This is a genomic window from Bradyrhizobium sp. CAR08 (genome assembly GCF_052871955.1).
The window spans coordinates 38,637-57,070 of the sequence record NZ_JBIXJX010000007.1 but is presented as its reverse complement, the minus strand read 5'-3'; the positions used below and the strand labels follow the sequence as shown (position 1 = coordinate 57,070).

Below are 18,434 nucleotides of genomic sequence, written 5' to 3'. Positions count from 1 at the left end.
GATCAAGGTTTCAGGATCACGCGATCCCGCGAGGAGCCTGCAACGGCGACATAGGCCTCCTTCGCGCGTTCGAGCGGATAGACGGCGTTCGCCTTGATCGGAAACGGTTTCAGGTGCCCGCTCGCGAAGCCCGGGCCGAGGTCACGCAGCACAGCGCCTGTCGCGATCGACGACAGGCCGAGCGTGTCGATGCCGACATAGGTGTGTTGCCCGCGGTAGAATTCGAGAATGTTGAACTGCACGATGCGGTCGACGGCGGCGATCAGGATCTGGCGGCCGCGAAGCGCGAGCGACTTGTGCGCCGCCTGGAAATAGGGATCGCCGACCGTGTTGAAGACGATGTCGGCGCCTTTGCCATCGGTCACCTCGCGCACGCGTGTGGCGACGTCGGTCGCGGAAGCGTCGATCACCTCGATGGATGCATTGGTGTGGCCCTCATAAGGTTCCGCCTTGCGCACCACGCCGATGACACGCGCGCCCTGCCAGGTCGCGATCTGCACCGCCGCTTGACCAACCTTGCCGTTGGCGCCGAACACCAGCACCGTTTCCCCGGGCTTTGGAATGCCGGCGCGGCGAAAACCCTCCATGGCGGTGACAAAGGGCACGCCGATGCCGGCGGCCTCCTCCCAAGACACGGTCTTCGGCTTCTCCACCACCGCGTCGGATTCAACGACGAGATGGCTGGCGTGAGTGCCGTCGCGGCGGATGCCGAGATCGCCGGAGGAGCCGAACACCTCGCGGCCCATCGTACCGGCGGGCCCGTCGATCACCACGCCGGCGTAATCGCGCCCCGGCGTGCGCGGGAAGATGGCATAGGCCATTAGCCCAGTCGCGGCCTTGACGTCGGACGGATTGACGGCGGCGGCCTTGACCTCGATCAGGAGATCGTTCGGACCGCGCGCGAGCGTATGAGGCTCGACGCGAGGTGCAATCCCAGCGGCGTTCTCGGCCTTGGCATTGAGGCGGACGCAGCGCGCCTCGACGGCTTTGGGATCGGCTGACGACATGGAAAAGATCCGCGATTTCTCGCGGGCCTTGTCGCCTTTGGGGGCGGTCAAGTCAATCCGTCAAGTCAATCCCATCAACTCAATCCTTCGGCCGCTTGTCGTAGAGCCGCTTCGCCTTGCCGAGCGAGCGTTCCAGCGTCGCAGGCGCAACCACCCGCACGTTGGAGCTGATCCCGATCGTGTTCTTGATATGGGTTGAGATCCGATCGGCATGGTCGAGGAGACCCCGGCCATCCCAACTCTCCGGCCGCGCCTCGGCAATGATGGTCAACTCGTCCATGCGTCCTTCCCGAGTCAATTCCAGAATGAAATGCCCGCCGCACCAGTCGGTGGCGAGCAGAACCTCCTCGATCTGGGTCGGGAACAGGTTGACGCCGCGCAGGATGATCATGTCGTCCGAGCGCCCCGTGACCTTCTCCATCCGCCGCATGCCGGGCCGCGCCGTGCCCGGCAGAAGCCGCGTCAGGTCGCGGGTGCGATAGCGGATCACCGGAAAGGCTTCCTTGGTGAGCGATGTAAACACCAGTTCGCCCTTCTCCCCGTCGGGCAGCACCGCACCGGTGTCGGGATCGATCACTTCGGGATAGAAATGATCCTCCCAGATATGCAGGCCGTCCTTGGTCTCGATGCATTCCTGCGCAACGCCGGGCCCGATCACCTCGGAGAGGCCGTAGATGTCGGTGGCATCCATGTCGAAGGCATCTTCGATCTCGCCGCGCATGGCATTGGTCCAGGGCTCCGCGCCGAAGATGCCGACCTTGAGCGAGCACTGGCGCGGATCGAGCTTCTGACGCTTGAACTCGTCGAGGATCGCCAGCATGTAGCTCGGCGTCACCGTGATGATATCGGGCCGGAAATCGTTGATGAGCTGCACCTGCCGCTCGGTCATGCCCCCGGAGATCGGCACCACAGTGCAGCCGAGTTTTTCGGCGCCGTAGTGCACGCCAAGCCCGCCCGTGAAAAGACCGTAGCCATAAGCATTGTGGATGATCATGCCGGTGCGGCCGCCCGCGGCGCGGATCGAGCGTGCCATCACGTCCGACCAGGTGTCGATGTCGCGTTGCGTATAGCCCACCACGATCGGCTTGCCCGTCGTGCCGGAGGACGCATGCACGCGCACCAGTTTCTCACGGGGCACGGCAAACATGTTGAAGGGATAGTTGTCGCGCAGGTCCGTTTTTACGGTGAACGGAAATTTCGCAAGATCCGAGAGTTCGCGAAAGTCGGACGGGCGCACGCCGGCCGCGTCGAAAGCCTTGCGATAGTGCGCCACGTTGTCGTAGGCGTGCTTCAGCGACCAGGCCAGCCGCTGCACCTGCAGCGCCATGATCTCGTCGCGCGATGCACGCTCGTGCGCATCCAGCTCGGCCTTATACGTGTTGCCACCTTCCTTGAGCCTCGTCAGAGCCATCCTCGTTTCCCCGTATCATTGCTTTTCTTTATTGATCCTGCGCCGGCAGCCAATTTCCGGGAATCGCCCGCGAATGCCCGCGAAATTCGGCGATGACTGTATCGCCGGCGGTGACGCGCACGTCATAGATGCCGGAGCGGCCGCCACGCGTGACCTCGCGGGCCTTTGCGACGAGGCGATCGCCGAGCTTGCCTGGCTTGATGAAGGTGATCTGGCCCTGCGCCGCCACGACGCGGTCGTTGTGCGAGTTGCACGCGAAAGCGAAGGCGGAATCGGCCAGCGTGAAGATGAAGCCGCCATGGGTGATGCGCTGGCCGTTGACCATATCCGGCCGCACATTCATCGCCAGCGTCGCGAACCCCGGGCCGATCTCGACGATCTCCATGCCGAGTCCTTTGGAGGCATCGTCCTCCGCCCACATCGCATCGGCGCAGGCGCGGGCAATATCCTCGGGCGACAAGGCGGCTTTGACGTTCACGCGCTTCTCCCGTCCGATTGTTTGGACACGATGTTCTGCTGCCTGGCTAAAACTGTCAAACGTGGTCGTAGTCGACCACGACCCGCTCCGACGATGGCTTGGCCTGACAGGTCAGGACAAAGCCGGCCTTCAGCTCCCAGGGTTCCAGCGAGTAGTTGATGTCCATTGGCGCCTCGCCCTCCACCAGTTTGGCACGGCAGGTCGAGCACATGCCGCCCTTACAGGCGAAGGGCAGATCGACACCGGCGCGTAGCGCGGCATCGAGGATCGCCTCGTCCTCTGCCACCGGCACGTCGCGGCGCTTGCCGTCGATGATCAGCGACGCGATCGCTTTCGGCGGCGCGTCCGGCGCAACGATCTTCTTCGGCCGCGGCTTGCCACCGAACTCCGAGACAAACCGCTCGACATGGATACGCTCCTCCGCGATGCCGAGATCGCGACAGGTCGCCTCGATGTCCTCGCTCATGCCGGACGGACCGCAGATGAAGACGTGATCGACGCTTTCCGCCGGTACCAGCGAGCGCAGCAGCACCCTCACCTTGTCGCCGTCGAGCCGGCCGTGCAGGATCGGAATGTCCTGTTCCTCGCCCGAGATGACGTGGAAGATCGAGAGGCGGTCGATGAAGCGATCCTTGAGCTCTTCGAGCGCCTCGAGGAACATGATGTTGTCGGTCGTGCGATTGCCGTAGAACAGGAAGAAGCGGCTGTCGGCTTCGCGCGCGAGGACGCCCTTGACGATCGACAGGATCGGCGTGATGCCGGACCCAGCGGCAAAGCCGACATGGATGCGGCCGCCGCCGGCCGGCGGGATCACGCCGAAGCGTCCCGTGGGCGTCATCACGTCCAGCGCGTCGCCACACTTCAAATCGTCCGCTGCCCAGCTCGAAAAGGCGCCTCCATCAACCTTCTTGACGGCGATCCGTATCTCGCCGTCGTCGGGGCCGGAGCAGATCGAATAGGAGCGGCGCACTTCCTCGCCATCCAGCATGGTGCGGAGTGTGAGGTATTGGCCGGGCGTGAAAGCGTAGTCGGTCGCAAGCTCCGTCGGGATGGCGAATGTCAGCGATATGGCGTCCGACGCCTCGCGGCGGAGGTCGTTGACGGCCAGGCGATGAAAGCGTGGTGCGACTGCTGACATGGTCAATGACACTTGAAATAATCGAAGGGTTCGCGGCACGCCCTGCAGCGCCAGAGTGCCTTGCAGGAGGTGGAGCCGAATTCGGACAGCAGCTCGGTATTCGCCGAGCCGCATTGCGGGCACACAACGGCTTGCTCGCCGAACAGCGCGCGGCGTGAATTCGAGGCCTGCGGCGGTGCGATGCCGTAGGCATGAAGCTTCCGGCGGCCCTCTTCGCTCATCCAGTCGGTGGTCCAGGCCGGCGACAGCACGGTGCGGACCTTTGGACTGCGGAAACCGGCGCGCTCCAGCGCGACCTCGATTTCCAGCGCGATCATGTTCATGGCCGGACAGCCCGAATAGGTCGGGGTGATCGCGACCTCGACCTGATCGCCGTCGAGGACGACATCACGAAGCACGCCGAGATCGGCGATGGTCAAAACCGGGATTTCGGGATCGACCACGCTCGCCGCGGCATCCCAGGCCCGTCGGCGCAGGTCGCTATGGGGCTCCAGCACCGTCACCATGTCTGCCCCGGGAAGGTACGCTGTATCGATTGCAGCTCTGAGAGGAGATGGCCGAGATGCTCGCTGTGCCGGCCCACGCGGCCGCCCTGCTGCATCCAGTCGTTCTGCGGCAGCTTGAGCGTTGCTTCGCCGATCACATCCGAAAGTGTCGTCAGCCAACGACCCCGCAAGGTGCCTGGGTCTACGGCGATACCGGCATGGATCAAGGCGTGCTCGCCGTCGTCGACGGCAAACATCTCGCCGGTGAAAGCCCAGAGATGATCGATCGCAGCCTGCGCGCGGGCATGGCTCTCGTCGGTGCCGTCGCCGAGCCGGATCATCCACTCCGAGGAATGCCGCAAATGATAGGCACTCTCCTTCTCCGACTTCGCGGCAATCGCAGCGAGCGTCGTATCGCGCGAGGTCATCATGGCGCGCCAGTAGAGATCGGCGAAGGCGGAATAGAAGAACTGCCGCACCAGCGTCTGGGCAAAGTCGCCGTTCGGCTGCTCGAGGAGCAGCAGATTGCGATACTGCCTGACATCGCGAAGGTAGGCGAGCTTGTCTTCGTCGTTGTCCTTGCCTTCGGCTTTGGCTGCGTAGGTGTAGAGCTCGCGGGCCTGGCCGATGAGGTCGAGCGCGATGTTGGAGAGCGCCATGTCCTCTTCCATCATCGGCGCATGCCCGCACCATTCCGACAGGCGGTGGCCGAGGATCAGCGCGTCGTCGGCGCGGCGTAATGCGTAGAGCACCAGCGGTGTTTCGGAGACCTCGATGTTCGCCATCACATGTGTCCTACTTCCTCAGGCACCTCGTAAAACGTCGGGTGGCGGTAGATCTTTGATTCCGCCGGCTCGAACATCATGCCCTTCTCGGCGGGATCGCTTGCGGTGATCGCCGTCGACGGCACCACCCAGATCGAAAGGCCCTCACCGCGACGCGTGTAGATATCGCGGGCGGCTTGCAAGGCCATCGTGGCGTCGCTCGCATGCAGCGAGCCGACATGCTTGTGCGCGAGCCCGTTGCGGCTGCGAATGAAGACTTCCCACAGCGGCGTGTTCGGCGTGGCCATCGCGATCTCCCTACTCTGCCGCTTGTGCAGTTCGACGCTGCGCGCGCTTTGCGGCATAGCTAGCTGCCGCCTCGCGCACCCAGGCGCCCTCATCGTGCGCCTTGCGGCGTGCCGCGATGCGATCCCGGTTGCATGGGCCGTTGCCGGCGAGCACCTGCTTGAACTCGGTCCAGTCGATCTCGCTGTAGCGCCAGTGCCCGTCGGCGTCCTGAATCATGCCGGGATCGGGAATGGTCAGGCCGAGATATTGCGCCTGCGGCACGGTGGCGTCGACGAACTTCTGCCGCAGCTCATCATTGGAGAAGCGCTTGATCTTCCACTTCGTCGAGGTGTCGCTGTGCTGGCTGGTGGCATCGGGCGGGCCGAACATCATCAGCACCGGCCACCACCACCTATTCAAGGCATCCTGCGCCATCGCCTTCTGCTCGTCCGAGCCACGGCACAGCGTCAGCATGATCTCGTAGCCCTGGCGCTGGTGGAACGACTCCTCCTTGCAGACGCGGATCATCGCGCGGGCATAGGGACCGTAGGAGCAGCGGCACAGCGGGATCTGGTTCATGATCGCGGCGCCGTCGACCAGCCAGCCGATGGTGCCGATGTCGGCCCAGGTCAGCGTCGGATAATTGAAGATCGAGGAATATTTTGCCTTGCCCGCGAGCATGGCGTCGACCAGCTCTTCGCGCGAAGTGCCGAGCGTCTCGGCCGCGGCATAGAGGTAAAGCCCGTGGCCGCACTCGTCCTGCACCTTGGCGAGCAGCGCGGCCTTGCGGCGCAAGGACGGCGCGCGCGTGATCCAGTTGCCTTCGGGCAGCATGCCGACGATTTCGGAATGAGCGTGCTGGGAGATCTGGCGGGTCAGCGTCTTGCGATAAGCCGCCGGCATCCAGTCGTTCGGCTCGATGCGCTCCTCGGCATCGATGCGCGTCTGGAACTGCGCAGCCTTGGCCGCATCCTCGAGGCCGCGATCATCGGTCTCGGCCGTGTTCAGCGCCTGGGTATACATGCGCATCCTCCCATTTTATTGAGAGGCAATATATAACAAGAATAAGATCACGCAAGATATTTCTGTAACATAACAATCAAGTCTCGAATCTCCTCTCCAGGAGTTTCCGCGCCAGCGGCAATGGCCCCTTTTCATTGGTCCCATGACCATCAAGCCATTGTTCCGATGGGACAAGCAGCGCGCGATAGATGTCGCCGCACAACGCACGGGCGGCCTTGCCTGGCCAGTTCGCCGGAAGCAGGCTTTCGGGCAGCAGCGGATCGCGCAGCACGACTCGGCGATAATGGTGGATCAGGAGGATGCGCGCCGTGAAGGCGTCGGCCTCGGACAAGTCGCTGCCGCGCGCGATCGCGGCGCGCAGCGGCTCGAACGTCTTCATGAACTTGAGATAGGCGTCCGCGGTGCGATCCAGCGGCCAGCTCGCACTGAGCAGCCGGCGACCACTGTCATCCTCGGCCGAGACCTCCAGACGGATGGCGCCCGCGGCCTCGCCGGGCACTGGCACGCCTGACGGGGCGACCCACACGCCCGGCAGCGGGCTGCCGAAGCCGGCATTGCGGAGCGCCTCGCGCGAGGCATCGCGATCCTCGCCATTGCCGATCAGAAGCAGCTCGAAGCGCCCGGTCCAGTCGGATGGCGGCGGATCGTAGATATGCCGCGTCGCGGCCTCGAATATCTGGCGGCCCTTGTCGGCCAAGCGGTAAAAACTATTGCGGCCGACCTTTTCGCGCGTCAGCCAGCCATCGGCAGCAAGCCGCGACATCGCGGTACGCACCACGCCGCTGTCGATGTCCAGGGTCTCGAAGAATTCCAGCAGCGTGCCGAGCCATACCGAACCGCCACGCGGCACGATGGCATCACCGAATACCGTGATGACGATAGAGCCGGTGCGCGACGGCTCGCGCTTGAGCTGATCGATGATGCGGGACAACGGATGCGCCATGCGCGAGGCATAGCGCGTTTGGTGCGGGCACGACAATGGACGGGTGCGACGCTCTTCTCCCTTGCCCCGTTCTTACGGAGAGAGGCAAAGAATTACCGATGCGGATCGGGATAGACCACGCTGCGCCAGCCGCTGCGGTCGAAGGGCCGCCAGCTGCCTTCCTTCTGCGCAAGGCGATCAGCCACCGCGAAGACGGCGGCGGGATGATGGCCCATGCCGCAATGGCTGCTCTCGATCTCGATGCTCTCGGTCTGCGCGCCCGTCTTCTCCATGCAGCCCTGCCAGGCGCAGACGCCGTCGGTGCGGCTGAAGATCGCCGTGGTCGGCACCGGCGGCGGAACGGCGAGATCGCCGCCGAACTGCGGGTCGACCTCGTTGGACTTCCGCCCGCTCGCCCATTCATAGACTCGCCAGGCATTGGTCGAATGCGGATCGCCGGCAAAGGGGCTGCCGAGCGTGATCACCTGGCGTACGCGGTCGGGCATCATCTTGGCGAGCTGGCGCGCATAGAGACCGCCGAGGCTCCAGCCGACCAGGCTGATCTTGCGGCCGTGCCTGTCGCTGAGCTCCTGAACCAGATCCACCATCGCGTGCTGCACGCCCTCGCGCAGGCCATAGTTGCGGCCCTGGCGCCAGCCGCTCACCGCATAGCCCTTGCCGGACAGAAAGGTGCGCAGTGCACGCGTGGACCCGTCGGAGGCCACGAGGCCCGGCAGAACCAGCACCGGATGCCCATCGCCGCGCGGCGCGAGGCTGAGCAGCGGCAGCGCGCCGAGGAAGGCGCCGAACTCGTGGATCGCTCGCCCTTCCAGGAACATCAGGGTGCGAGACGGCGGGCTCAGCGTCTGGGCAGTAGCGGTCATCCATGGTCCCCTTGGGAAAATTGCTGAAAAGGCCACCGGTTGTTTGCCGGCAAATGGGTATGGGATTCCAACACGCCGGCTTCTTGATCGTTCCGCAACGCAACATGAATCAGCTAGGCAGCGGGTTCCCGACATTCAAGCGGGAGACACCCCGGGCCACAATAGGCCCGCGCGTTAATGCCAGCGTCCGTGACGCAAAAGTCACAACAATCGAAGCAGGAATTCTACGGAGTAAAGCGCAAGACCCGCCAGCCCGCCGATCAGCGAGCCGTTGAAGCGGATGTATTGCAGGTCGCGGCCAATGTTGATTTCGATCAGCGAAATCAGCTGCGCCATATCCCACGATTTGACCTGATCGGAGATGAAGGTCGAGACGCCGCTCTTCTGGTCCGCGACGAAACTGCGCAGCACCGCGACCAGCCCTTTGTTGATCTCGCCGCGCAGCTCGGCATCGCCCGCAAGCGCTTCGCCCGCCGCGACACACATGCCCGCGAGATGATGCTGCAGCACCTGCGTCTCGCCGCTTGCACTACGTTCGATGAAGGACCGCGTATTGGCCCAGACGGTGCGGGCGAGATCGGCAAGCTCGGGACGCGCGAGCAGATCGCGCTTCAAGCCGTCGATGCGGTCGATATAGGCCTGGTCGGTGCCGAGCCGGTCGACGAAGCTCAGCACCATGCGATCGAACTCGCCGCGAAAAGGATGTTTGGGATCGCTGCGCACTTCATTGAAGAACGCGGTGGCGGAGGCCACGATCTTGTTCACCAGAAACTTGTCGGCGCGATAGAGCCTGAGCAAGGTCGGCAATTCCGCGCGCACCTTCTCGCGGATGATCGCCATCGTCTCGGTCTGGTTCAGCGTCTCGTGCATCACGCGCAGAAGATCGTCGAACAGGATCTGGTGCCGCCCTTCCGCGACGAAGCCGCGCAACGTGCCGGCCGCGAGCGGCGCCAGATCGACGGCCTGGAGCTGCGAGGACATGCGGCGGATGATGAAGGTCATCAGACCGGAGCTCTCGGTCGCGGAGACAGCCTCCGGCAGCAGGCGCAGCGCAAAGCGCGCGAGGTCATCGCTGCGCTTGCGATCGCGCAGCCAGTCGGCGACGAAGGAGCCGAAATCGATCTCCTTCAGCTTGGCCTCGACGGGAGCGGCCTCGAGGAAATGCACCTGGATGAACTCGCCGAGCTTGTCGGCGATACGGGCCTGGTTGCTCTGGATGATCGCGGTGTGTGGGATCGGCAGGCCGAGTGGACGCTTGAACAGCGCGACCACCGCATACCAGTCGGCGAGCCCGCCGATGGTCGCGGCTTCGGCGAAGGCCGCGATGAATCCGAACACGGGATGTACGGGCAGCAGCCATTTCGCAACGACGAACAGGACAAGCGTCGAGCCCAGCACCAGCGTCGCCAGCGCTTTCACGCGGCGCAATTCGGCTGCGCGTTCGGCGTCGCCGGGAGTGTCGAAAGAGAAGGCGCCTGATGGAGTCATCACAGCATCACCCTATCCGTCATTGCGAACGAAGCGAAGCAATCCAGAGTCTTTCCAAGGAGGCAGACTGGATTGCTTCGCTTCGCTCGCAATGACAGCTACGGCGGAATAACAAAAGGCCCGCCGAAGCGGGCCTCAAATTCAGTTTTTACTCAGGGGGCCGTATCAGGCGGTCTTGTTGTAGACCTTGGCAAAATTGTCCTGAGCGGACTTCGCACCGTTAGCGGCGAGCTTGCCGAAATAGTCGGTGGTCGCCTTGGCGCGCGAGACGAACGCTTCGCCGCGGGCGCGGAGCAGGCCGGACTGGATCTCGACAGCTTCGCTGAACGACTTGGCGGACGCGAGCTTGTCGATGCCCGCGAAGAATGCCTCGGCGTCCTCGTAGATCGCCTGCTGGATGTTGCGGCTGATCTTGCCGGCTTCGGTGACGGTCTCGGTCACCGCGTTTTCGACGGCGGCGGTCACGCGCTCGGAGCCAGCGAACACCTCGGCAGCACGGTCCTTGGCAGTGTTGGCGGACTTCTTGACGAACTCGCGGGCGGCCTCGGGAACTTCCAGGTTCTGGATGTTCTTGAACGCGTCCTTGAAGCCTTCGAAAGCGGTGTTGGTTTCGGTGGTCATTGGGGGTCTCTCCATCCTCATTGGTTGAGCTATGGGCTCACCCCGTCCGGTTTTGGCCCGGGGCACGGCTTATATGCCATAGTTAATTGTGCGATGCAATATCCATATTGCAGTGCGATATCACGAAACCGTGAATAGCCATGTTGAGAGGCATCTGGCGCCTCCCTGACCATCCGGGTTCCCGAACACCGTCCAGCGGTTCTCAATGCTGGACGGCGCCAAGCAGCCCATAGGCCTCCATCTGGGCCTGGACCTGCGCGATGTTGTGCCCGAGCACGACGATATCGTGGGTCTTGCCGTCGACGTCGCGAACATGGTCGCGCAGCAGTGCCTCGGCCTTGAAGCCAAGGCTCTCGAACAGCGTGATCGCCGCCTGCTGATCGACCGTCATTTGGACCGAGAGCTTCTCGAGGCCGGCCCCGAGCGCGAGGGCGAAGGTCTCCTGCGACAGCGTCCTTCCCACCCCCTTCCCGCGCACGTCGAGCGAAACCACCATCCGGATCTCGCCGACATGAGGCGACCAGGAGTGCGGATCGCGCACCAGCGTGCCGCAGCCGACGACCGTGCCGTCCCTGACCGCGAGCAGGCTCGTGATCGCGCCGCGCGCGATCTCCTTGACCCAGGCGGAGAGCACCTTCGGCTCACTGATGTTGCGCGGCAGGAACAACAGGTCGTGGGTCGGCAGGCCCTTGCCGAAGGCGAGCACCGCGGCTTCGTCCGCCGGGGACATCAGCCGGATCTCGATATCGCCCGCGTCCGTCTTCACATGGCGCGGATAGGAACGCTGCTCACTCATGTCGATCTCTTCCCCAGCCAGGAATCCAGTTTCGGCCACAGCCGCTTCAACGCATTGGCGCCGGCGACCAGCGAGACGTGACCGCCCTTCAGCATCACCTCCTCCTTGTCCTCCGATCCGATCTTGGCGATCAGGTGCTTTGCCGCCTCATACGGCACGATGTGGTCATGCTCGGCGACCGCATGCAGGAACGGCACCTTGATGTCCTCGAGCTTCGCCGCACGGCCGCCGACCGACATGGTGTCGTTGAACAGCTTGTTGTCCCACATCAGGTCCTTGGTGATGGTGCGGAAATATTCGCCGGCCAGCGGCAGCGTGTCGGTCGCCCAGCGGTCGAACATCCGGTAGGATTTGACGAACTCGTCGTTCCAGATGTTTTCCCAGAGCTGGATCTGGCTGACGGTGCGGGAGGCCGGGCGCAGCATCTCGAACGACGACAGGATCATCTCGGGCGGCACGTTGCCGACGCTGTCGACGAGGCGATCGACGTCGAAATAGCGACGGTCGGAGAAGTTCGAGAACAGCTTCATCTCGCGAAAGTCGATCGGCGTGGTGAAGCAGATCAAATTCTTCATCGGCCCATCCTTGTGGATCGAGCCGTAGAGCAGCGACAGCACGCCGCCGAAGCAATAGCCGATGACGGAGACGTCCTGTTCGCCGGAATCCTGCTGCACGCGGCGGATGCAGTCCGGGATGAAGTCGAGGACATAATCCTCCATGCGGAGGTTCTTCTCCTCCGGCCGTGGCGCGCTCCAGTCGAGCATGTAGACGTCGTAGCCGCGCTTCAACAGGAACTCGATGAAACTCTGGCCGGGCACGAGGTCGAGAATGTAACCGCGATTGGTGGTCGCCATCACGATCAAAATCGGAATTCGATAGATCTCGTCGGACATCGGTCGATAGTGGTAGAGGCTCATCGTGCCGCGTGAATGCAGCACGTCCTTCGGCGTCGACCCGAGCGTGGGGCCGGACGTCGAGAAATATTCGACGCCCTTGATGCTTCTCTGGATGGCGCGTTGCACCTCGGACTGGATGCGCTCCGGGATCCCTGCGAAGTCTAATCCGGCGGGTGCATTCATGTCTTCTCTCCGCCTTCAGACGGCGGGCGCTTGGTGCGCGGCGGGCGCAATGCAGTATCGGAGCCCTGAGAAATTCCGGAACTTGCCGCCATCTGGCTCAGCATCGACTTGATCTCACCGATCTGTCCTTCGATGGACTGTAGCCGTTCCGCAAGGCCGGTGACCTGGTCCCGGCTCGGCAGATTCATGGAGACCAGATATTTCTCCATGAGGTCGCCGAGCTGCTTCTGAGCACCTGCAGCAACGCCGCCGGCCCGGTTCACGGCTTGCGAAAACTCGGGCGACGACATGGCCTGATTGGCGAAGGAGTTGAACCCCTTCTCCATCTCGCCAACCATCTTCTGCCACATGGCAATGGGGTCGTTGCTTTTGTCGGTCATCGGCGTCCTCCTGAAAGCGAGAGCTTCGATGCCCTTCCTTTTTCGCCATACCACACCGTTGCGCGGTGCCGGTCAACCGGCAAGCAGCGGGTCCGGTGTCGCGGACGCGGCTTCATTGCGAGGGGAAACCGTGCGATACAGCATTAATCAAAAGCCGAGGGAACGCACCCGTGAACGCCTATCATCCGCCGCAAACCGTCCACGCCAACGGCATCGACATCTGTTACGAGACTTTCGGCAACGACAGTGCCGAGCCGCTGCTTCTGATCATGGGGTTAGGCGCCCAGATGATCCACTGGGACGATGCGTTCTGTGAGCAGCTCGCCGCGCACGGCTTTCGCGTCATCCGGTTCGACAATCGCGACATCGGCAAGTCGAGCCATCTCACAGGCGGCAAGCGTCTGACGCCGCTCGAGCTGTTGAAGCTCCGGTTCCTCAGGATTCCCGTGGCCGCAACCTACAAGCTGATCGACATGGCAAAAGACACTGTCGGGCTGATGGATGCGCTCGGCATCAAGTCGGCGCACCTGGTCGGGGCGTCCATGGGCGGCATGATTGCGCAGGAAGTGACGTTGTCGTTTCCCGAGCGGGTGCGCTCGCTCACCTCGATCATGTCGACGACCGGCAATCCGCGCCTGCCGCCCCCGACACGCGAGGCCGCCGCGATGCTGATGGCGCCGCCGCCGCGCAGCAAGGAGGAGTTCATCGTCCGCTACGGCCAGACCTGGAACGTGTTGCGGGCCGGGTCCTTCCCGGAGGAAGAGGCGCTCGATCCCGGTCGTGCCGAGCGCGTGTTCGCGCGCGGGCTCAATCCGGCCGGTGTCGGCCGGCAGCTCCGCGCGGTGCTCGCCTCGGGTAGCCGCAAGGAGCGGCTGCATGGCGTCAAGACGCCGACACTCGTCATCCACGGCACCGTCGATCCGCTGGTCCGCCCCGAGGGCGGCAGGGACACGGCAGAGTCAATTCCGGGGGCCAAGCTGCTGATGATCGACGGCATGGGCCACGCGCTGCCGATGCGGTTCTGGCCGGACATCATCGACGCCATCGCCAAGCACGCCCATGGCGCGGAGGTGCAGGCGGCGTAGATTGACCGACGCAGACAGTCTCCTCACGGTGACCATGTGAGCTGCCGGTTACTCTCTTAACGCGTGCCGGTGCGAAAGCTATACAGGCCTCCTTCAATCGCTGAGAACCTCAATCGCCAACAAAGAGGCCGCGGCCTCTCGGAGTTCACATGCATCTCATCGTCCGGTCGGCCGCAATCGTCGCTGCTTCAGTCCTCACGCTGTCCCTCGCCAGCGGCGCCGCGATGGCGGGTGGCGCGCAAGAAGAAGCCAATCGCAAAACTGTCCTTGCGTTCTACGAGAAGGGGCTCAACCAAAAGGACGCCGATGCAGCCCTCGCCCATGTCGGCGACCGCTACGTCCAGCACAATCCAAACGCGGCCGATGGTCCGGACGGATTCCGAAAGTTCATCGGCTTCCTCCGGGATAAATTCCCGAACTCGCACAGCGAGATCAAGCGCAGCTTCGTGGATGGCGACTACGTCATCCTGCACGTTCACGCGGTACGCGAGCCCGGCAGCAGGGGCAATGCGATCGTCGACATCTTCAAGCTGGAGAACGGCAAGGTTGTCGAACACTGGGACGTCGTGCAACCGATCCCGGAAAATCCGGCGAACAACAACACGATGTTCTGACGATCGAACCGGTTGCTGGGCAAGCGGCCTAGCTCTTCCTCGCCATCCAGATCACGTGACGTGCGCCACCGCCTCTTCCGGTGGCGCGGATATTGACTTCGTTGACGTCGAATCCGGCGCTCCCGAGCCGCTTGGTGAAGGCCGGGTTGGGCCCCGAGGACCAGACCGCGAGCACGCCGCCCGTCCGCAGCGCCGTCTTCGCCGCCTTCAACCCGCTCGCATTGTAGAGCGCATCATTGCCCTTCCGGGTCAGCCCTTCCGGCCCGTTATCGACGTCGAGGAGGATGGCATCGAATGCCGACCGCTGCGCCCGGATGATTTCGCCAACGTCGGTTTCCCGGATGCTCACCCTGGAGTCATCGAGACTGTCGCCGAACACCTGCGCCATCGGACCCCGCGCCCAGGCGACCACCGCCGGCACGAGCTCGGAGACAACGATCTTCGCCTTGCTTCCGAGCACGGTCAGCGCCGCACGCAGCGTAAAACCCATGCCCAGGCCCCCGATGAGGACGACAGGTTTTGCGACCGTCTCGATCTGCTTCGCCGCGAGCGTGGCGAGCGCGGCCTCCGAGCCCGACAGGCGGTTGTTCATCAGCTCGTTGGTGCCGAGCTTGATGGAGAACTCCTTGCCTCGCCGCATCAGGCGAAGCTCTTCATCGGAGCCGGGGATTTTGGCGGTGTCGATCTTTTCCCAGGGAATCATGCGAGAGCTTTAGCACGTCCGGCTGCCGGGTTATCCACCCGCCCATACGTCCAGCACATACCGGTTCTTCGCACCCATCTCCTCGATCCAGCGGGCAGCCGTGGCGGCATCGCTGCCGCTCTTCTCGCGATGGATCGCGACCAGCCCCGCCTTCACGTCGGGCTCCATCTTGCTGCCGTCGCCACAGACATAGACGATCGCGCCCTGCTCGATCAGCGGCCAGACCTTGTCCTTCTGGGCGGCGAGGACGTGCTGCACATAGGTCTTTGGCCCCTCCGCGCGCGAGAACGCCGTGAACAGCTCGGTGATGCCGCTCGCCGCCAGCGCCTTCAGCTCGTCCGCGTAGAGAAAATCCTGATCGGGATGACGGCAGCCGAAAAACAGCATGGCCGGACCGAGCGCGGCGCCCTTGACCTTGCGCGCGGCGCGCTCCTGGAGGAAGCCGCGGAACGGCGCCAGTCCCGTGCCCGGGCCGATCATGACGATCGGCACGGATGGATCGTCCGGGAGCCGGAAGCCGGCCTTGGTCTCACGCACGGTTGCATGGATCACGTCGCCCGCGCGTCGATTGGCGAGATAGTTCGAGCAGATACCCTTGTAGGTGCCGCGGCCGGAGGCGGCCGGTCCTTCAACCACGCCGACCGTGACGCTGCAACGAACCGGGTCGACCGACGGCGAAGACGAGATCGAGTAATAGCGCGGCGCCAGCAGCGAGAGCATTTCCAGATAGACGTGGAACGGCAATTCGCAGGCCGGATATTCGAGCAGCAGATCGAACACCGATTTTCGCCTGGCCAGAATCTCGCTGCGATAACGCTCGAGTGTTTCAGCCTCCTCGCCAACGAAGGCCAGCAGTTTTGGTTTCGTGACCGGACAACGCGTATGCTCGGTCATGATCTGAATCTGCTTTCGTGTCGCCACTTGCTGGAGCTCGACGAACTCGCTGAGCAGGCGGCCCACTGACACGGCATCGCCGACCGGCAATTGCGCGCGGCGGCCTTCGGCGACCTGAAGCCTGATCTGGTCGGCCGGCAGGAAGCCGAAGCGACGGGCAACCGAATCCACCAGCGTCGGATCGTTGCCCGGGACCACACTCAGATGATCGCCGACGCGATACGTGATGTTGGACGGCAGCTGCACCTCGATGTGGCGCGTCGAGCGCTCCGACGGATTGGAACCGGCCTTGTTCTGAAGCTCGTCATTGACCAGCACCTTCATGGCCACCGCGCCGCCCTGGGCGACGATGGTGTTGACGGCGGTCACCGCGACCGGCTCGATCGCGTAGAGCGGATCATCCTCCGCGGTACGGGTGAAATTCCAGTCGATGCCGAATTCCTTGGTCGCGACCTGGGCGGCCGCCGGGAACCATTTCTGAAACTGGCCGTCGAGATCGCTGCGCGCATCGCCTTCGCCACGCGGATAGACCGCGCGCGCACCATGCGCCGATAATTGTTCATCGATGAAGCGCGGTACCGATTGATAGGTCGCGGCCCAGTCGCTGTTGCCGCAGCCGAACACGGCGTAGCGCACATCGGCAAACGCATCCTTCGGCAGCTCGTCGCCGAGCCATTTGACAAATTGTGTCGCATTGTCCGGCGGCGCGCCGTTATAGGAGGCGCAGATGATCAGGACGCCGCCCTCCCGCGGCAGCTTGCCGACGTAATCGTCGAGCGGCCCCAAATGCACGGCAAAGCCGTTGATCTCGGCAAGGTCGGCCATCCGCGTCGCCAGCTCTTCGGCGGTGCCGAGATTGGAGCCGTAAAGTACGAGCATCGGCGTGTTGTGGCCGGGGCGCGCGGTGGGCTGGCGCGGTGCCTTCGGCGCCGACGACACCGCTACAGGTCCACCATAAGCGCCGCGCTCGCGATCGGCGCGCGGACGGACCTTGATCTTGAAGCCTTCCGGCTTCATCGTGAGCGTTTCCTTCAGATGCATCTGGTAGCGCTGGTGCTCGACCAGCTTGAAGCGCTGGAGGATCATGCCGAGCGCGAGCGCGGCCTCGTGCATGGCGAAGCCGCGGCCGATGCAGGCGCGCTGGCCGTTGCCGAACGGCTTCCAGGCATTGATCGGCCGTTTGGCTTCCGCCTCCCGGCTGAAATTCTCCGGATCGAACGCATCCGGGTTGGGACCCCAGACAGAGGGATCGCGATGCAGCGCGGTCACCAGGATGGTGGTGAACGTGCCCTTCCTGAGCTTGTACTTGCCGCCGCCGATAGCCTCGTCGTTCAGTGGGGAGATGCCATAGGCCGGCGCCGGCGGCCATAGCCGCAGCGCCTCCTTGAGGATCTGCGTGATGTAAGTGAGCTGCGTGACCTGTTGATAGGTCGGACGCACGTCGACATTGGGACCGAGGACGCGGTCGACCTCGTCATAGGCTTTTTTGAGAATGTCGGGGTGCTTGAGCAACGCATAGAGCGCGCAGGACAACAGGCCGCTGGTGGTCTCGTGGCCTGCGATCAGGAACGTGTTGATCTGGTAGCGGATGTTGACGTCGTCGAGCTGCTCGCCGGTCGAGCGATCGACGCCCGTCATCATCGCCGCAAGCATATCCTTCTTGTCGTCGGTCGCCTCGCCTCCCTTGCGGCGCTCCGCAATGATCTCGTCGACCATCCTGTTCATGAAGTCGACATCTTCAGCCATGGTCTTGCGCCGCTTCTGCATCCAGAGCTGCTCGAACGGCAGGCCGCGCGTCATCATGATGGTTTCGAGCGAGCGCACCAGCGACTCGACGAAGGGGTGGTAATCGCGCCGGTAGAACGAATTGAAGCGGTAGTCGAAGCCGCACAGGCCGATCGTATCCAGCGTCAGCGCCGTCATGTCGTGGACGACGTCGATCTCGTCGTCGGCGTTGAGCCGTTCCCATTTGCCCACGAGCTGCTCCGCGATGTCGACCATGCTCGGGTGATAGGACTGCATGGCGCGGTTGCCGAAAGGCTGGAGCAGGATGTTGTGCGCCTTGCTCCAGTTCGGCTCCCTGGTGTCGGCCGTGAACAAGCCGTCGCCGCCGACCGCGCGCACCCGCCGCAGGGCACCGCGCACCGTCTTGTCGAAACGCTTCTCGTCGGAGAGCTCGTCGACGAGATCGTGGCCGGAGACGACCACGATCGGCGAGCCCATCATGTCGAGCCAGAAGATCGGCCCCAGCTCCTTGGCAAGCCGGGTCAGATGCTGCACCGGTGCGGCCGAATCCAGCGACAGCATGTTGCCGACCACCGGCTTGGTCGGCGGCTGCGGGATCGGGTCCAGACGGTTCTTCGATGACATTAAA

At 63.7% G+C, this 18,434-nt stretch carries 19 protein-coding genes; 2 read left to right on the top strand and 17 right to left on the bottom strand.

Annotation, left to right across the window (positions count from 1 at the left end; all coding sequences use genetic code 11):
• Window positions 1-2: 2 nt before the first annotated feature.
• From ACIPUD_RS16225 to ACIPUD_RS16155, 15 genes are all read right to left on the bottom strand, one after another.
• The gene (locus ACIPUD_RS16225) at window positions 3-1,007 is read right to left on the bottom strand and encodes a quinone oxidoreductase family protein (RefSeq protein ID WP_446481142.1); all 1,005 of its coding nucleotides are present in this window, start codon (window positions 1,005-1,007) and stop codon (window positions 3-5) included.
• 79 nt (window positions 1,008-1,086) lie between these two features.
• Window positions 1,087-2,418, bottom strand: coding sequence for a phenylacetate--CoA ligase PaaK (gene paaK, locus ACIPUD_RS16220; protein ID WP_085352164.1), 1,332 nt, complete (start codon window positions 2,416-2,418; stop codon window positions 1,087-1,089).
• A 28-nt stretch (window positions 2,419-2,446) separates the two neighbouring features.
• Window positions 2,447-2,896, bottom strand: coding sequence for a hydroxyphenylacetyl-CoA thioesterase PaaI (paaI, locus tag ACIPUD_RS16215; protein WP_204510616.1), 450 nt, complete (start codon window positions 2,894-2,896; stop codon window positions 2,447-2,449).
• 55 nt (window positions 2,897-2,951) lie between these two features.
• Window positions 2,952-4,034: a 1,2-phenylacetyl-CoA epoxidase subunit PaaE gene (gene paaE / locus ACIPUD_RS16210; RefSeq protein ID WP_085352162.1), complete on the bottom strand. Its 1,083-nt coding sequence runs from the start codon at window positions 4,032-4,034 to the stop codon at window positions 2,952-2,954.
• Window positions 4,035-4,036: 2 nt separating this feature from the next.
• Window positions 4,037-4,540, bottom strand: a complete 504-nt coding sequence (gene paaD, locus ACIPUD_RS16205; RefSeq protein ID WP_018457018.1) for a 1,2-phenylacetyl-CoA epoxidase subunit PaaD — start codon at window positions 4,538-4,540, stop codon at window positions 4,037-4,039.
• Complete coding sequence (gene paaC, locus ACIPUD_RS16200; RefSeq protein WP_085352161.1) at window positions 4,534-5,304, bottom strand: 1,2-phenylacetyl-CoA epoxidase subunit PaaC; 771 nt, start codon at window positions 5,302-5,304, stop codon at window positions 4,534-4,536. The genes paaD and paaC overlap by 7 nt, the downstream gene beginning before the upstream one ends.
• Window positions 5,304-5,591: a 1,2-phenylacetyl-CoA epoxidase subunit PaaB gene (paaB, locus tag ACIPUD_RS16195; RefSeq protein WP_008136594.1), complete on the bottom strand. Its 288-nt coding sequence runs from the start codon at window positions 5,589-5,591 to the stop codon at window positions 5,304-5,306. The genes paaC and paaB overlap by 1 nt, the downstream gene beginning before the upstream one ends.
• A gap of 10 nt (window positions 5,592-5,601) precedes the next feature.
• Complete coding sequence (gene paaA, locus ACIPUD_RS16190; protein ID WP_446481141.1) at window positions 5,602-6,594, bottom strand: 1,2-phenylacetyl-CoA epoxidase subunit PaaA; 993 nt, start codon at window positions 6,592-6,594, stop codon at window positions 5,602-5,604.
• Window positions 6,595-6,670: 76 nt separating this feature from the next.
• Window positions 6,671-7,537 carry a phenylacetic acid degradation operon negative regulatory protein PaaX gene (gene paaX, locus ACIPUD_RS16185; RefSeq protein ID WP_247363481.1) on the bottom strand — a complete coding sequence of 289 codons (867 nt, stop codon included), beginning with the start codon at window positions 7,535-7,537 and terminating at the stop codon, window positions 6,671-6,673.
• A 92-nt stretch (window positions 7,538-7,629) separates the two neighbouring features.
• On the bottom strand, window positions 7,630-8,400 hold the full coding sequence (locus ACIPUD_RS16180) for an esterase/lipase family protein (RefSeq protein WP_018457022.1): 771 nt from the start codon (window positions 8,398-8,400) through the stop codon (window positions 7,630-7,632).
• A 201-nt stretch (window positions 8,401-8,601) separates the two neighbouring features.
• Window positions 8,602-9,888, bottom strand: a complete 1,287-nt coding sequence (locus ACIPUD_RS16175) for a DUF445 domain-containing protein (RefSeq protein WP_018457023.1) — start codon at window positions 9,886-9,888, stop codon at window positions 8,602-8,604.
• A gap of 165 nt (window positions 9,889-10,053) precedes the next feature.
• The gene (locus ACIPUD_RS16170) at window positions 10,054-10,509 is read right to left on the bottom strand and encodes a phasin (protein WP_204510614.1); all 456 of its coding nucleotides are present in this window, start codon (window positions 10,507-10,509) and stop codon (window positions 10,054-10,056) included.
• Window positions 10,510-10,711: 202 nt separating this feature from the next.
• Window positions 10,712-11,305 carry a GNAT family N-acetyltransferase gene (locus tag ACIPUD_RS16165; RefSeq protein WP_166517674.1) on the bottom strand — a complete coding sequence of 198 codons (594 nt, stop codon included), beginning with the start codon at window positions 11,303-11,305 and terminating at the stop codon, window positions 10,712-10,714.
• A complete protein-coding gene (locus ACIPUD_RS16160; RefSeq protein WP_446481140.1) occupies window positions 11,302-12,384 on the bottom strand; it encodes a PHA/PHB synthase family protein in 1,083 nt (360 codons plus the stop codon). The genes ACIPUD_RS16165 and ACIPUD_RS16160 overlap by 4 nt, the downstream gene beginning before the upstream one ends.
• Complete coding sequence (locus ACIPUD_RS16155; RefSeq protein WP_018457027.1) at window positions 12,381-12,764, bottom strand: hypothetical protein; 384 nt, start codon at window positions 12,762-12,764, stop codon at window positions 12,381-12,383. Before ACIPUD_RS16155 ends, ACIPUD_RS16160 begins: the two co-directional genes overlap by 4 nt.
• A 170-nt stretch (window positions 12,765-12,934) precedes the next feature.
• Here ACIPUD_RS16155 and ACIPUD_RS16150 point away from each other — a divergent pair, with 170 nt between their 5' ends.
• Together ACIPUD_RS16150 and ACIPUD_RS16145 are read left to right on the top strand one after the other, a co-directional pair.
• A complete protein-coding gene (locus ACIPUD_RS16150) occupies window positions 12,935-13,849 on the top strand; it encodes an alpha/beta fold hydrolase (protein ID WP_446481139.1) in 915 nt (304 codons plus the stop codon).
• 149 nt (window positions 13,850-13,998) lie between these two features.
• Window positions 13,999-14,463, top strand: a complete 465-nt coding sequence (locus ACIPUD_RS16145) for a nuclear transport factor 2 family protein (protein WP_446481138.1) — start codon at window positions 13,999-14,001, stop codon at window positions 14,461-14,463.
• A gap of 28 nt (window positions 14,464-14,491) precedes the next feature.
• Here the strand turns inward: ACIPUD_RS16145 and ACIPUD_RS16140 are convergent, their stop codons facing one another.
• Both ACIPUD_RS16140 and ACIPUD_RS16135 read right to left on the bottom strand, forming a co-directional pair.
• The gene (locus ACIPUD_RS16140) at window positions 14,492-15,166 is read right to left on the bottom strand and encodes a spermine/spermidine synthase domain-containing protein (RefSeq protein ID WP_247488743.1); all 675 of its coding nucleotides are present in this window, start codon (window positions 15,164-15,166) and stop codon (window positions 14,492-14,494) included.
• Window positions 15,167-15,196: 30 nt separating this feature from the next.
• Window positions 15,197-18,430: a bifunctional cytochrome P450/NADPH--P450 reductase gene (locus ACIPUD_RS16135; protein WP_446481137.1), complete on the bottom strand. Its 3,234-nt coding sequence runs from the start codon at window positions 18,428-18,430 to the stop codon at window positions 15,197-15,199.
• Window positions 18,431-18,434 lie beyond the last annotated feature (4 nt).